This is a genomic window from Kitasatospora sp. NPDC057936, assembly GCF_042887525.1.
Classification (GTDB): Bacteria; Actinomycetota; Actinomycetes; order Streptomycetales; family Streptomycetaceae; genus Kitasatospora.
Map to the genome: position 1 here is coordinate 41,629 of NZ_JBHVPD010000034.1, position 14,617 is coordinate 56,245.

10 protein-coding genes and 1 pseudogene are annotated in these 14,617 nt (G+C 71.6%); 10 read left to right on the forward strand and 1 reads right to left on the reverse strand.

Annotated elements, in window-relative coordinates; genetic code table 11:
• Positions 1 to 42: 42 nt before the first annotated feature.
• The 10 genes and pseudogenes from ACFVU9_RS19465 to ACFVU9_RS19510 all read left to right on the forward strand — a co-directional run bounded on the left by ACFVU9_RS19465 (position 43) and on the right by ACFVU9_RS19510 (position 11,195).
• Positions 43 to 384 (forward strand): WXG100 family type VII secretion target, encoded by a 342-nt coding sequence (locus ACFVU9_RS19465; protein ID WP_380444696.1) that lies wholly within the window; start codon positions 43 to 45, stop codon positions 382 to 384.
• A gap of 71 nt (positions 385 to 455) precedes the next feature.
• A complete protein-coding gene (locus tag ACFVU9_RS19470; protein WP_380444695.1) occupies positions 456 to 743 on the forward strand; it encodes a WXG100 family type VII secretion target in 288 nt (95 codons plus the stop codon).
• 4 nt (positions 744 to 747) lie between these two features.
• Complete coding sequence (locus tag ACFVU9_RS19475) at positions 748 to 1,341, forward strand: hypothetical protein (protein WP_387594711.1); 594 nt, start codon at positions 748 to 750, stop codon at positions 1,339 to 1,341.
• A gap of 150 nt (positions 1,342 to 1,491) precedes the next feature.
• Positions 1,492 to 4,410 carry a hypothetical protein gene (locus ACFVU9_RS19480; protein ID WP_387594714.1) on the forward strand — a complete coding sequence of 973 codons (2,919 nt, stop codon included), beginning with the start codon at positions 1,492 to 1,494 and terminating at the stop codon, positions 4,408 to 4,410.
• A 113-nt stretch (positions 4,411 to 4,523) separates the two neighbouring features.
• Complete coding sequence (locus tag ACFVU9_RS19485) at positions 4,524 to 4,985, forward strand: YbaB/EbfC family nucleoid-associated protein (RefSeq protein ID WP_380444690.1); 462 nt, start codon at positions 4,524 to 4,526, stop codon at positions 4,983 to 4,985.
• Positions 4,986 to 4,987: 2 nt separating this feature from the next.
• On the forward strand, positions 4,988 to 5,353 hold the full coding sequence (locus ACFVU9_RS19490; protein ID WP_380444688.1) for a WXG100 family type VII secretion target: 366 nt from the start codon (positions 4,988 to 4,990) through the stop codon (positions 5,351 to 5,353).
• Entirely contained in the window at positions 5,350 to 10,179 is a 4,830-nt protein-coding gene (locus ACFVU9_RS19495; RefSeq protein ID WP_387594718.1) for a hypothetical protein, read from the forward strand. The genes ACFVU9_RS19490 and ACFVU9_RS19495 overlap by 4 nt, the downstream gene beginning before the upstream one ends.
• Positions 10,180 to 10,290: 111 nt before the next feature.
• A pseudogene (locus ACFVU9_RS19500) lies at positions 10,291 to 10,420 on the forward strand (serine hydrolase); the annotation flags it as partial.
• A gap of 103 nt (positions 10,421 to 10,523) precedes the next feature.
• Positions 10,524 to 10,649, forward strand: coding sequence for a hypothetical protein (locus ACFVU9_RS19505; protein ID WP_380444684.1), 126 nt, complete (start codon positions 10,524 to 10,526; stop codon positions 10,647 to 10,649).
• Positions 10,650 to 10,685: 36 nt separating this feature from the next.
• Positions 10,686 to 11,195, forward strand: a complete 510-nt coding sequence (locus ACFVU9_RS19510; protein ID WP_387594721.1) for a hypothetical protein — start codon at positions 10,686 to 10,688, stop codon at positions 11,193 to 11,195.
• Positions 11,196 to 11,376: 181 nt separating this feature from the next.
• Here the strand turns inward: ACFVU9_RS19510 and ACFVU9_RS19515 are convergent, their stop codons facing one another.
• Entirely contained in the window at positions 11,377 to 13,923 is a 2,547-nt protein-coding gene (locus tag ACFVU9_RS19515) for a tetratricopeptide repeat protein (protein WP_387594724.1), read from the reverse strand.
• Between the last annotated feature and the right edge of the window lie 694 nt (positions 13,924 to 14,617).

Below are 14,617 nucleotides of genomic sequence, written 5' to 3' on the forward strand. Positions count from 1 at the left end.
TGCGCGAGCGCCGTGCGACCCCCGAAATGAAAGGACGTACCCATGGCACTGACCTCCGTGGAAATCCAGGGCATGACGGCCGCCCAGGGCACCTTCCAGACCGCCCTGGACGAGGCCAGCGGCTCGTACGCGCAGATGGAGGGCCAGATCGACGGCCTGCGCGGCAGCTGGAGCGGCGAGGCCGCGCAGGTCTACCACCAGGCGATGCAGGACTGGCTGACCGACTTCCAGAAGGTCAACCAGGCGCTGACCACGATGCTGGAGAAGCTCGCGGCCAACACCAACGTGTACGCCAACACCCACGAGAACACCCAGCAGATCGCCGGCCAGGTGGCCTCCGCCATGGCCTCCGGCGTCACCGGCCTGCCCGGCTTCCCGGTCTGAGCCACCCCCTTCCACCGCCGGCGGCGGTCCGCACCGCCCCGGCACCCCGTCCCAGTCGAGGAGAACGCAGCATGAGCACGTACACGGTCCAGATGGAGCAAGTCGACTACATCGTCGGCGAGATGAACGCCATCACCCAGAAGCTCAACCAGACCCTGGCCGAGCTGGACAGCCAGGCCAGGATCAACCTGCAGGCGTGGACCAGCGACGCCCAGGCGACCTACACCCAGGTCAAGGCGCAGTGGGACCAGGCCGCGGCCGACATGACGGCCAAGGCCGCCACCGCCGTGCAGATGCTCGGCACCATCAACGAGTACTACTCCCACGGTGAGCGCCAGGGCGTTCAGCTCTGGGGCTGACGGCATGCCGGGCTACATCCCCCCGAACCACTACAAGCCGAAGCCGAAGCCCCCGATCGACCCGTACCACGGGAGCACCAGCGTCCCCGACGCCACGGGCACCGGGACGGCGACGGCGCACACCACGTTCACCGCGCCGCCGGTGCCGCCCCCGGACGGCCAGCACAGCGGGACGTCCGTGGACACGGCCTCGATGGAGACCTTCGCGAAAAACATCCAGCTGCTCATCCAGCCGACCAACGACGCGCGGAAGCTCCTGGACGCGGTCAACATCGCGCCGGGCGCCTTCTACCACGCGAACAAGATGCGCATCGCGGTCAACGGCCCCAACGGGGACGACGGGCTGAAGAAGCAGTTCGAGAAGGTGCTGGACGACCTGGCCAAGGGTCTCACCGACCTGCACCAGGGCGTCATCGACCTGGCGACGAAGTACAAGACCATCGAGGACGCCAACCACATGGCGTCGACCGAGCTGCAGACCTTCATGGGCAACTCGTCGGCGGACTTCGGCGGCCTGGTCACCGATGCCGGGGGCAGCCCGGCCGCCGGTGGCGGAGGCGGCGGGGGCGGCGGCAAGCCGGGCAACGGCAACACCTGACGACCCCGCGCAGGAACCCCGTCCGGGTCCCCCGCACCACACGCGGGGGACCCGGCGGGACCGCCGGGCCCGGACACCGGGCCACACACCGGGCACCACACCGGGCGGAACGGCCGACGGACGGCGGAACGACAGGAGGGAGAGGGCGCGATGGGCGACCCGAACTACAACGGCAACGGCTTCAACCAGGGCAACGACGGCGCGGTCTACGGCGCGCCCGGCACCGACCCCGGCTCGACGGGCGACTACGAGACCTGGGACTGGAAGCAGATCGAGGCCGCCATCAACGGCATGGCCGCCGGCACCGGCGACGACAGCGGCCACGGCAAGTCGGTCTCCGACCCGCAGTCGCTGCAGAACGCGGCCGACACCTTCTACCAGGTCCAGCTGCTCCTCGCCGGCGTCGCCAAGAGCCTCGTCGACCAGGGCAAGGCCCTCGCCGGCGAGCACGGCCCGTGGAAGGGCGACGCGGCCGACGCCTTCACGACCATGCTGACCACCTTCTCCAAGCAGGTGCAGGCCACCGCCGACGTCCTGTCCGGCGGTTCGACCCACACCTACTCCGTTCCCCAGCAACTCGCCGACAACGCGGTCAACCTGGTCAACGCCCAGAACCTGATCTCCCAGATCGACACCTGGTACGCCAACCAGGCCATCGCCCAGGGCGTGACCGCGATGTCCAACGGGCTCATCCCGATCAGCCAGAAGCCCGAGCTGGTCAAGATGATGACCGCCGACATGCGCAAGGTGCTGAAGAGCCTGGCCGGCGAGTACCAGGTCACCATCGACTCCGTCCGCGCGCCGGCCCCGATCACCCCGCCGGTCAACCAGCCCAAGCTGACGGACACCAACGCGCCGAACACCAAGCTGCCCGACCTCAAGGACTTCGAGCACGGCGGCCCGAACCAGCTCGGCCCCGCCAAGAGCTTCAACATGCCCGACCTGAAGAAGTTCAGCGGCGCGCCGCAGCCCTTCCCCGGCGACCTGGGGACCGGCCACGGCCCCGGCGCGGGCGGCCTCAAGAACTTCTCCGCGCTGAGCGACGGGCCGGGCACCGGCGGCCTGCACTTCCCCGGCGGCCTGGGCACAAACGGCCCCGGCACCGGCCTGCCGGTCAGCGGCCTGCCGACCACCGGACTGCCGTTCCCCGGCAAGCTCGGCACGGGCGGGCCTGGCACCGGCGTGCCGGAGACGGCCGGCCTCGATCCGCTCGCCTTCGACCACGCGATCAACCCGGGCACCGGCAGCGGGGTCCGCTTCCCCGGCAGCACCGGCGTGGGCGACTTCGGCAACCTGCCGGGCGTCGCGCCGGTCGGCCTGCCGGGGACGACCACCAACGCCCGGGGCGCCCGGTTCCCCGGCCAGACCGGCACCGGCAGCGGCGCCGGCGAACTCTCCTCCCCGCACGGCACGTTCGGCACCGGCAAGCCGCTGGCCTTCCCCGGCGCCACCGGCGTCGGCTCCGGGACCGGCTCGCACGGACTGGGCGGCGGGCTCGGCAGCGGCCTTGGTGACGGGCTGGGCAGCGGCATCGACACCGGCTCCCCGGCCGCCTTCCCCGGTCTCACCGACGGCCTGGGCACCGGCACCGCCTTCCCCGGCCAGACCACGACGGAGTCCGGCCTTCCCAGCGCCTTCTCGCCCGCCGGCGGCACCGGCCTCGTGTCCGAGGGCCCCGGCGCCGGCATGGGCGGCGCGGGCATGGGTGGCGCAGGCATGCCGATGATGCCCGGCATGGGCGGCGGCGCCGCCGGGCAGAACGCACCCGGCGAACGCAGCGACGCCTCCGGCCTGCTGGACGCGAACGGCGAGCCGTGGGCCGGCAGCCCCCTCACCGGCGAGGAGGTCGGCTCCCCGCTCGGCACCGCCGCCGGTGGCGCGGCCCTGGACCTCCCGCCGGTCAAGACCGCCGATCTGGACGGCCCGGGGCTCGGCCTGCCCGACGCCCAGGCCGCGCCCGGCGCCACCGTCCTGCCCGGCTTCGGCGCGGCCGGGGGCGCGGCGGGCGCAGCGGAGGCGCCCGGCATGGGGATGCCGATGATGCCCGGCATGGGCGGCGGCGCCGCCGGGCAGAACGCGCCCGGCGAGCGCAGCGACGCCTCCGGTCTGCTGGACAGCGACATCGAGCCGTGGGCGGACGAACTGGACGCGGCGGAGGAGGAGATCACCGCCGGTGCGCTCGCGGGCGGTCCCGGTCTCACCACGGCGGGCGGGAGCCCCGTCACCGTTTCCGGCGACGCGCCTCTCGGCGCCGAACCCGCTGCGATCGCCGGGCAGGAGGCTCCGGCCGAGCAGGCCGTCCTCGGCTCGGACGGGCTGCCGCTGCCGGTGGCACCGACGGCTCCGGTCGCACCTGCCGCTCCGGTCGTCGTGCCGGAGTGGGAGGAGCCCGCAGCCCCGGTCGCGCCGGTCGCGCCGGTCATCGTCGCGGCGGCCGCTGTCGCCGCTGTCGCGGTCGCCGCCACCACCGTCGAGGAGAAGAAGAAGAGCTCGACGGAGGCGGAGGCGGAGGCGGAGGCGGAGGCGGAGGCACCCGAGATCGCCGTGGTCGAGCCTGAGGCCGAGCTAGAGGTCGAAGAGGTGGCCCCGGCGGCGGCCTCGCCTTCCGACCCGCTGTCCGCGCCCCTGCCGCTGCCGACCGAGAGCGGCGAGCACGAGGAGCACGAAGCCTGGGAGGCGGCCGGCTCGGCCTTCGTCCCGCTGCTCTGGACGGTGCCGACCGAGGACGAGGAGGAGGTCATGGCCCCCGGCTACACCACGGAGGCAACGGCCACCTGGAGCGGGGAAGCAGGACGACCCGAGCCGGAGGAGCCGCAGTTCGCGGTCTGGCGGCCGGACCGCTCGGCACCGGCCGCCGCCGCACCGGGGCAGTCGGCGTTCGCCTTCGACCCCGCCACCGTCTCGTGCGGGGCCGGCGCGGCCGGGGACGAGCCGCTCCTCATGGAGGACGAGTCGGCCGAGGAGCCGGAGGCCGAACCGGAGGCTCCCCGCGGCATCGCCGACCTGCTGGTCCAGGAGAGCGACGCCTGGGGCAGCGCACCCAAGGAGGGCTTCTCGGCCCTCGGCTGACGGAGCACCCGACCCACTCGGGCGTGTCCTCCGGCCCACCGACCCGAGCCGGAAGACACGCCCCGGGCCCCCGCCGGCCCGCGAGACCGCACGACACCCCCGAGGAGGGGCGCATGAGCACCACACCGTACGACCAGGGCATCGAGGACCTGCTGGCGCTGTACCACCGGCAGCGCGAGGAGGCCGTCGAGACCCGCCGCAGGATCAACGAGGTCACCTCGACCGCCACGGCCCCCCGTCAGACCGTCGAGGTGACCGTCACCGCGCAGGGCGAGGTCACCGCCATCGACTTCCCCACCGGCGCCTTCCGCCGGATGGCTCCCAAGGAGCTGTCCGAGCTCCTGCTGGCCACCATCCGGCAGGCCCGCGCCCAGGCACTCCAGCAGGTCGCCGAGCTGACGTCGCTCGGGCTGCCGCCCGGCGTCTCGGTCGCCGACCTGCTCCAGGGCAAGGCCGATCCGACGGCCATGCTCGCCGAGGACCCGACGATGCCCGACTCGGTGCGGGACTACCTCGCCGCGGGCGGCCCCTCGGCGACCCGCGGCAGCGCCCGGCGCAGCGGAACGGAGGACTGACGATGGCGAACGAGTCATTCTCGGTCGACACCGACGGACTGCACCTCCAACTGCCCTACGTCCAGCAGCTCGCGGCCCGCTTCAAGGGGATCGCCGGCGGGCTGGAGGGCCGGCTGTCGGACCTCGGCCCGTGCTGGGGCGACGACGCCACCGGCGAGGAGTTCTTCAAGCAGTACGACGCCCCGCACCAGGAGATCCACAAGGGCATCGGCGGCATCGGCCAGGTGGTCCACAGCACCGCCGAGGGCATCCGCACCATGGCCGTCAACTTCGAACGCCTGGAGGACAACAACATCGAGTCCGTCCGCCGGATCAACACCGGCGCCGGCGAGCACCGGCCCGCCCCCGAGAGGCCCGTGCACGGATGAGCATCGACATGCCCCCGGAGCTCGCCTGGGTCGCCCGGCTGGCCGTCGGCCAGTCCTGGCCCAAGGGCGACGAGGACAAGCTGCGGGCGCTGGGCGCCGCCTGGTACGACACCGCCCAGCAGCTCGACTCGATCACCAAGGAGATCGGTCCGGCGACCCTCGGCGTGCGGAACAGCATCAGCGGCCCGGTCGCCGAGCAGTTCAACGCGTTCACCCAGCAGCTGCAGACCAACCTGCCGCAGATGGCCGAGGCCGCCAACCAAATCGGTGACCTGGGCGACAACACCGGGGTGCAGGTCGAATACGCCAAACTCATGGTCCTCGCTCAACTCATCTGGCTCGCGTATGAGTTGAGCACCCTCTCGTTCGCCGCACCGGAGGCGATCCCGGCCGCGATCACCTCCGCGCGCCTGATCGTCCAAATGATCCTCCGCCGGCTGCTGGTGTCGGTGATCTCCGGCGTCGGGTTCATGGTCGGGATGGACGCCCTGATCCAGAGCATCCAGATCCTGCTCCTGCACGACCGCACCAAGTGGGACACCGACAGCACCATCCAGGCCGTCGAGGGCGGCGCGATCGGCGGCGCCATCGGGGGCATCCTCGGCGGCGGACTCGGCGCGTTCGCACCGAAGTTCGGCGGCTCGCTGATCGGCAAGCTCGCCGTCGGCGGCGCCACCGGTGTGATCACCACCGCCACGATGACCGCCGCCTTCGGCGGAGACGCCGACTACACCTCGGCCCTCACCTCCGGCCTGATCGGCGCCCTGGGCGGCGGGAAGCACGGGCGCGGCGGGGAGGAGGGGAAGACCAAGATCGACCCCGTCAACCTCAAGGAGATCAAGGCTCCGGACCTCCATCTCCCGGACGTCCACCCGGTCGACGTGCACACTCCGGACGTCCACGCGCCGGACGTGCACACGCCGGATGTGCACACACCTGCCGTCCACCCGACGGACACCGCGCCCGCCCCGATACGGACCGGATCGGGCGACAACACCGCCGGGGTCAAGGAGACGACGACGCCCGACACCCGGCCCGTGACGGTCTCGGAGGACATCGGCACCCACACCGACACCCACTCCGTCGGCACGCCCGACGTGCGCACCGTCAACACGCCGTCCGTCTCCGAGAGCCACACGACGAACGAGGCCACCCACGGGCAGCCCGAAACCTCCGTCGGTACGCAGGAGCGGACCAGCCCCCGCACCACGGACACCACCGTCGAGTCACCCGCCCGGACGACGGCATCGCGAGGCGAAACCGGCAGCACGACGGGATCCGGCCTCCACGGCAGCGAAACCACAACCTCGGCCCCGACGCCCCACCAGGAGTTGGGCCTCCCCGGCTTCGAGACCAAGCCGACCGACACGACCGCCGGAGCCACCCGCCCCGCCGAGACGCCCGGTACTACCGGTACGCCCGGTACAACCGGGATCACCGGACCCACCGTCGCCGACAAGCCGACGACGACCGGCGCCGACGCCTCGCGCACCACCGACTCCCCCGCCACGAGCGGCAACAACACCACGGCCACGGCAACGGCCAACCAGCCCCGTCCCGGCGAAGGACAGGCACAGGCCCCGGCGCAGACATCGGCGCAGACACCGGCACAGTCCCCCCGGGTCACCACCGAAACGAGCAGCACCAGCACGTCGACGGACAGCCGAACCGCCGCCCCCGTGCGAACCGCCGGCGAGCCGGCCGTCACCCGCACGGAGAGCAACCCCACCGCCCAGGCCCCGGTCGACCAGCCCCAGTCCGTCCATGCACCGGTCGATCACACCACGGTCGAGCACACCCCGGTCGATCACGTCTCCACCGGCCCGGTCGACCTCCACCACACAACCCCCGAGCACACCTCCACGGCCCCCGACGTCCCGCCGCCGCTCCCGCCCCACACGGCACCGCCCGAGCCCCCGCTGCCGGCCGCACCGCACGAGCCGGTGCGGGTCGACCTCGGCCCGATCGCCTTCGACGGCGGCTCCGCCGACCTCACCGCTCCCCGGCAGCAGGCCCTGAGCTCCACCGCCCGCCAGGTCGCCGACCTCGGGGTGCGCAACGCCCGCGACGGCGGCGGCCCGCCGGTGGTGACCGTAGAGGGACGCGCGAACGTCCTCGACCAGGGCCTCCCCCACTTCGGGAAGTCCTTCAAGCTGGGGCAGGAACGCGCCGAGGCGGTCGCCACCGCCCTGCGCAGCGAGCTGAAGGACCGGCTGGAGACCCTCCAGAGCGACGGCCCGGTGGTGCTGCACGGCGACGACGTCACCGTCATCCCGCGCTCGCGCGGCAACCAGGACTTCGAACCGGGCTCGCCCGATCACACCGGCGACCACGTCGCGGTGAGCGTCGAACTGCCGCCGCCCCCGCGTCTCGAAAGCGACCCCGGCACCCCGCACGAGACCCACGAACAGCCCGCTTCCGTCGTCGTCCCGGTCGTCCCGCAGGTCCACGTCCCGGAGCCCACCCCCGAACCGGTCGCCCGCCCGGTGCGGCAGCCGGCCTCGCCCGACTGGCGCTCCCGCCTCGACGGCGCACCGACCACCCGCGTGCACACCGAGCGCTTCGACCCCGCGCGCGACCCGCTCAAGGGCAACGCCCCGCACTCGCTGGCCGGTTCGCAGACCCTGGTCCGCTCCGTGGTGCGCCGCGTCCAGGCCGAGAACGGCACCTGGGTCCGCCACCACACCGTCGAGCTGCCGGTGAACCTCGGGCACAGCGGCATGTCGGCCGGCGAGCTGGCCGGCGTGCACGAGCGGATCCAGCGCGCGATCGACCACCACCTCAACGGCGGCCTCGAACTCCCGCGCTCCGGCGACCAGTTCCACCTCGACCTGAAGCTCGTCGCGGGCGACGACCACCCCGAGGCCATCACCATCGGCCGCAACGACCAGCGGGTGCCGCTCGACCAGCGCTCCTGGAACGTGCCCGTCGACCCTGCCCACGACGACACCCACATGCCCCGCGTCGTCCACGAGGTCCTGCACTACCTGGGCCTCAAGGACGAGTACCAGGACTCCGACAGCCTGTTCCGCCACAACGGCGACGGCCCCGGCGTCCACCGCGACGGCCTGATGGGCCACGACGTCAGCAGTTCCGCCGAGGTGCCCCACCGCTACCTGGAGACCATCGAGGACACGGTGGACCACACCGCCGTCGTCAAGGACCACCCGCACGGCGCCCCCGACGCACCCGAGACCGCCACCCGCACCGACCTTCCGCACATGGACGCCGACGACCTGGCCCGCTGGGACGCGCCGAAGGTCCTGGAGGTCGAGAAGACCGTCCAGGAGGACGCGGAACGCAGCTACCACGACATCGGTGCCGGCCTGGAGGGCCACCCGGACCTCCATCGGCGGTGGTACGACCCGGCCCAACGGCCCTCGATCGTCAAGGTCCTCACGGAGTGGGTCACGGCCCCCGCACCGCCGTCCATGCCGACGGCGAACGGTGGAGGCCGGAGCGCGGAATCCCGGGACGCGCTCTCCCGCGTCTACAAGACGAAGGACCAGGCGGCCTCGGCGGTCCTCGACCGGGTCAAGTCCCTCCCGATGGCCGAGATCGAGCGCGACCTCGCCCTGTCCGTCCGCCAGGACTCCGACATCCACGCGTCCAACTCGAACTTCGTGCAGACGAAGCTGATCCCGTGGCTGGCGGCGAACACGACGGGCAACGCCGAGTTCACCCAGCACCTCGGGAGCAGCAGCGCGGACCTCGCCGCCCTCAAGCGCCTGTACCTCCCGTTCGTCGAGCACGGCACGAAGACGATCAACGACATCCTCGGCTCACCCCACACCGAGTCGTTCTCCACGCTGATCTCGACCATCCACGACGTGGCGGAACTCATGTACATGGCGGAGCCGAAGGACCTCGCGCACCACGTCACCGTCAAGGAGATCAAGCCCACCACGGAGCCCGACGCGAGGGCCGCGCAGCAGGATTCCGACATCGAGTTCAGGGGCTACGTGCTCGGCGACGTCCCGGACCCCGCGTCGGAACGCACGTATCCCAACTGGACGAGCACCACGGCCGATCCGCCTCCGAACCCCCCTCTGGACCGGACCCCCGTCGAGCGGACCTTCCGCGGCGCCGCGGCCACCCCCAACCAGTTGGACCCGCACGTCGCGACCGCCGGCCGGCTGGGCTACCCGGTCTCGCTCGGCCCGTCGCGCACCACCGGCAAGCTGATCAGGCTCGCCCACGAGGCGGGCGCCACCCCGGAGGAGAAGAAGGCCCTCGCCTTCTCGCTCCTCAGCCTCTGGTACACCGACTACCGTCGCGACCTCACCGACATCCACCGCTACCACTTCGTGATGGACATGGCCGCGAACTTCGGCGTCGACTACGACCCGTTCTCGCGTCCCGTCCACCCGGTCACCGGCAAGGACGACTACCGCGACCTGATCGACAACGCCCTGAAGCGCCACCGCGACACCACGGCGGACCTCCAGCGGGACTACGTCCCGACGGAGCCCCCGCCGGTCGTCACCGAGAGCGCCCCCGCGGAAGCCTCCTCGTCCGCCGCGGCCGCGCCGGCACAGGGGCACGCGCAGGCGGAGCCCAACCTCAACATCCCGCAGAAGTGGGAGAACGAGACGGGAGTGCTGGACCTGGTGCGCCGGCTCGCGAAGGCCCCCGGTTTCATGATCCAGGTTCCCGGTGATCCCGACTCGCTCGGCCGGGACACCCCTGAAGGGAGCGCCTGGGCAAGGGTGCTGGAACACGAGAGCGTCAAGGCCCAGCGGCTCCTCGGGAAACAACGACGGCCGGACGGCACGTGGTACATCTCGATCCCCCCGAAAATCCAGAAGATGCTGGGCCTCAAGTGAGCGACGCCGGACCGGCCCGAGGGATTCCGCCTCGGGCCGGCGCCCGGCACCCTCCGCTGACAACAGCCGACAGCCGATTGACCGATAACGCTCTCGTGCACGGCGCGCATCGTCGACGAGGGCAAGGTCTCCCTCGACGCACCCATCGAGCGCTACCTTCCGGGCGTCGTGGACGGGAACGGCTTCGACGGCAACACCATCACCGTGCGCCGGCTCCTCCAGCACACCAGCGGCATCAAGGAATCGCAGAATCCAACCTCACAGAATGCGGCACGGGCTACGGCCTCGGCCTCCAGACCTTCCCGCTGCGCTGCGGCGGCGCGGCCTGGGGCCACAGCGGCGGGGTGCCCGGCTACACCACGATGACCGTCTTCGCCCCCAACGGCCGCCACGCCTCACTGGTCTCCAACACGATGACCGTCTCCGGCTCCAAGATGCTCGACGTCCTCAGCTCCGCCCTGTGCGACTGACCCCGCTGCCCGGCCACCCGGTGCGATCATGAACGCATGACGACAGCAGCGCTCGTGGACCTCCTGACGCGGTACGGCTCGACCGGGGACTTCGCCGGCCTGCGCCCGCTCGGGCCGTACCCGGTGCCCGAGCGGGGCGAGGCCGAGGATTCGGGGCGCGTCGCCGACGGGTTGCCGTGGCCGCAGTGGTTCCGGTTCGGCTGCATGTCGGTCGACGTGTGCCGGTGCGGGATCGTCAACACGGTCTCCGTCCGGACGTGGTACGACGACGTCGTCCTCCCGGTCGACGGGCCGGGTGAGTACGGTTCCTTCCCCGGCCCGCCCGGCTTCCGGGAGCTCTCGGACGCCTTCGCCTCCGCCGGTGTGCACTGGGAACGCGTCCCCGAGACCCACTCCCTCCCGCAGTTCACCATGCGGACCACCGTCGCCGATCTCCCGGATGTCACGGTGGACTTCATCTTCACCACCGATGAGGCCCCGGACCAGCCGACGCTGTACAGCGCCCACGCACACGAATACACCCACCTCTGCCCCGACAGCCCCTGACGGGTGGTGACGGCGGGCGCGGCCTGGGTCAGCCCCGGGCCGCCGCCGAGAAGACGTATAGCGCGGAGGTCCCCAGACCGGCGAGTCTGACCTCACCGTTCGCGCGGTGGAGCCAGAACCCACTATCTTCATCAGCCTTCCAGATCGTGTTTCGTCTCGCTTCTTCGGTTGCGGCCGACGCCTACTTCCACCGCCCCACCCGGGACAGACGGGCGCCGAGGTGGTTCAGCGCCGCAGCCAGGCCTAGCCAGTGGGCGGTGAAATCCGCCACGGCAAGACGCCGGTAGACGTCGACCGCCTCCTGGGTCGCAGCCCGCGAGTCGTCCAGCCGCCCCGCCCCCCACAGACGATCGCCGAGAATGTCCAGCGCGACAGCCAGGCCGGGCTCATGGGTGGCTGGGTCCGTGGCGGCCAGCGATCGGTAGACGTCAACGACTTCCCGGGTCGCACCAAACGCGTCGTCCAGCCGTCCCACCGCCGCCAGATCGATGCTGAGGTGGTTCAGCAGCTTGGCCAGGTAGAGTTGGTGGGCGGTGAAGTCCGCCACGGCAAGTCGCCGGTGCACGTCGACCGCCTCCTGGGTCGCAGCCAGCGCCTCGTCCAGCCGCCCCAACGCCGTTAGATGGATACCCAGTTTGTTCAGCGCCTCGGCCAAGGCGGATTCGTAACCGGCGGGGTTCGCCTCGGCAAGGCGCCGGTAGGCGTCGACCGCCTCCTGGGTCACAGCCAGCGCCTCCTCTCGCTGCCCGTCCCGCTCAAGGCGGGACCCGAGGGCCCACAGGACCCGGGCGAGATCCGGCTCGTACTTCTTGGGAGCATCGCGTGCCTGTCGAGCCCGGATGTCGGCGGCTTCACGGGTCGGTGCAAGGGCTTCGTGGTGGCGTCCTAGATCTGCCAACGCGGAGCCGAGGTTCTCCAACGCTCCGGCCAGCTCGACACCGCCGTGGAAGGCGTCGGCCCAACGCCTCCCACGCTCGGCGGCCTCCGCAGCGACGGCGCGGCGCCGCTCGGGGTCGGACTGGTGCCGGCCGGCGAGGTTGGCCAGTATTCGTACGAGCGTGGGTTCGTAGCGTTCGCGCTCGGCCTGGCTGAGACGACGGAAGATGGAGGCCGCCTCCTCGGTTGCTCTGAGGGCGTCGTCGTGTCGGCCGGTCAGCTCCAGATGGATTCCGAGCAAGTCCAGAGCCCGGCCTAAGGCTGGCTCGTAAACGGACCGGGCCGGCGATTCTGCTTTCACCAGTTCCCGGTAGATGTCGACGGCTTCCTGGGCGGGTACCACGCCCTGGCCATGGAATCCCGCGTTGAAATACCGCCCGCTGAGGTCATGGTGAATCCGGGCGCGGTCAGCTGGGTCCTTGGTCGTGGCGAGGAGGTGGTCGGCGAGGCGTTGCGCGAGCGTCGCGATGCCGGCGTCGAGGTCGACGCGCCGATCCGGGACCTGGGCCTCGATGGCCTGCAGCACCGCGGGATCCACGTCGGGAATCTCGGCAAGGCGAGCCAGTGCGGCACCGCCGGCCTCCAGAGCCAGCTGAGGCCGGCTGCGCAGAAGGGGGTAGAGCTGGCCGGTGGCGACGTGCTTCCAGCGGTGGGCGGTCTCGATGAGGACGGTCAGGGCCGAACGTGTCCACACCGGTGGGTCCGTGGCCTCCGGCTGGGCGAGCAACCGCTCGGCGGCCCTGACGGCCCAGCGGTTGAGCGGACGGGAGGCGTGGTGGCCGCGGGTGGTCTGCGCGAGGAAGTCCTCGCCGAGCCTGTCGGGATAGAGCGGCTCGAGCACGGTGAGCGGATTGCTCGCCGGATAGCACAATGCGTGGTCATCGATGATCTCATCCACCGGCACGGAAGACTTGATGCGCACCCGCTGGAGCGCCGTCTCCGCCTCGTCATCCCCCAGAGGGCCAACGAGGGTTGCGGTGAACACAGCCTGGGCCATGACATCGGCGTCGATGCGCACACGACCCTCGGCGAGCGTGTGGAGCTTGTGCCAGTACGCGCGCTCGCGGTTCAACAGGTAGACGGAGAGTGCCTCGGGATCGGGATCGGGGTCGGGTGTCGGGCTGAGGCCGCGCCGGAGCCGGTCCACCCCAACGAGGGCGGCCATGTGCACGGTGAGCATCAGCCCGAACGCGGGATCGTCGATGTTGCCGGGGACTTCGACGGCTTCGGCATCCGCTACGCCGAGGGCGTCGGCGAAGCGGTCGCGGGCCGCGAGGAACGCCTCGGCCCGGTCCCCGGTCGCGCCGTCCCTGAGGGGCTCCAGCTCGACCGCGCCCGCCGCGTAGCCGAGGAGTTGGAGGTCGTGGGGGAGGTTCTGCCACCAGGAGCCTGCGGAGCGGGCGATGAGCAGAACCCGTAGCCGCTCGCAGCGACGACGCGCCAGGTCGTGCATGAGCTCCATCAGGGTGGTGGCGGGCCAGCGTTCGGCGTAGTCCACGATGACCAGCACCCGCTGCCCCGGGGGCCCGGTCCTTCTCGCGGTCGGTACCGTCGAGGAACCGGCGGTGTACGCGGCCTGCCACACCTGCCAGCCGGCAGGTGTGTCGGCAGCGAATCTCGCGCCCAGTCGTGTCTTGCCCTGCCCGCCGGGACCGTGCAGCAACCGCACGGCGGCCACTGGCCCGGCCGGATCGTCCCGCCATGCTGTCAGACGTTTGAGGTCATCGAGGCGGCCGGTGAACGGCACTATCTGATGCCGTGCCATGAGCAGTTGACTGGGCTGCTCGTGCAACGACTCCACCGGGGAGTCCGCGCCGTCGCGGGGGAAGTGGCTGACCTTGTACCGGGCGGACCTCTCCGGGGCGGACCTCTCCGGGCCGGACCAGGGCGGGCCCGCGACGTCAGAGCCGTCCGGGCGGCCGAGGTCGCGGACCTCCGTGGAGGCAGGGGCTTCACGTGCCTGTTCGGCGAGTCTCACCCACTCCCGTCGCTTTCCCGGGGCACGACCGGCGGTTTCGCTCCAGAGGCAGACCAGCGCCCACAGGGCGTCCTCGCTGTCACTGGAGGGGGCTTGGGCCCGCCGGAAGTCGGTCGGAACCCAGTCGCTGACGCGTTGCCCCCGGAAGCCGGGGATGTTGTAGGGCGGCTTCCGGAGCGCCTTTTGGATATCGGATTGAGACAGCGGCCGACCGCCGTTCTCCCGGCACTTGGCATCAGCAGCTGCTTTGAGGGCCGACAACTCGCTGTGCAGACGTCGGCGGGGATCCGGCGTTGGGATGGTCTGCCCCCTGTCTGGATGCCGCCCGCCTCGCCCGCTGCGGGTGGGGGCGGGCAGTGCTACGTGCTGCAGGGTATCGCCGAAGTTGCCCGGGGCGCCCGCGGTTTGAGGTGTTGTTGCCGCACGCGAATGAGAGTGGGAGTACTGCTCCGGCGTCCGGCCGGGCAACGAGTGGGGGTGTACCCGATGAAAAGGAATGTGCAGCGGA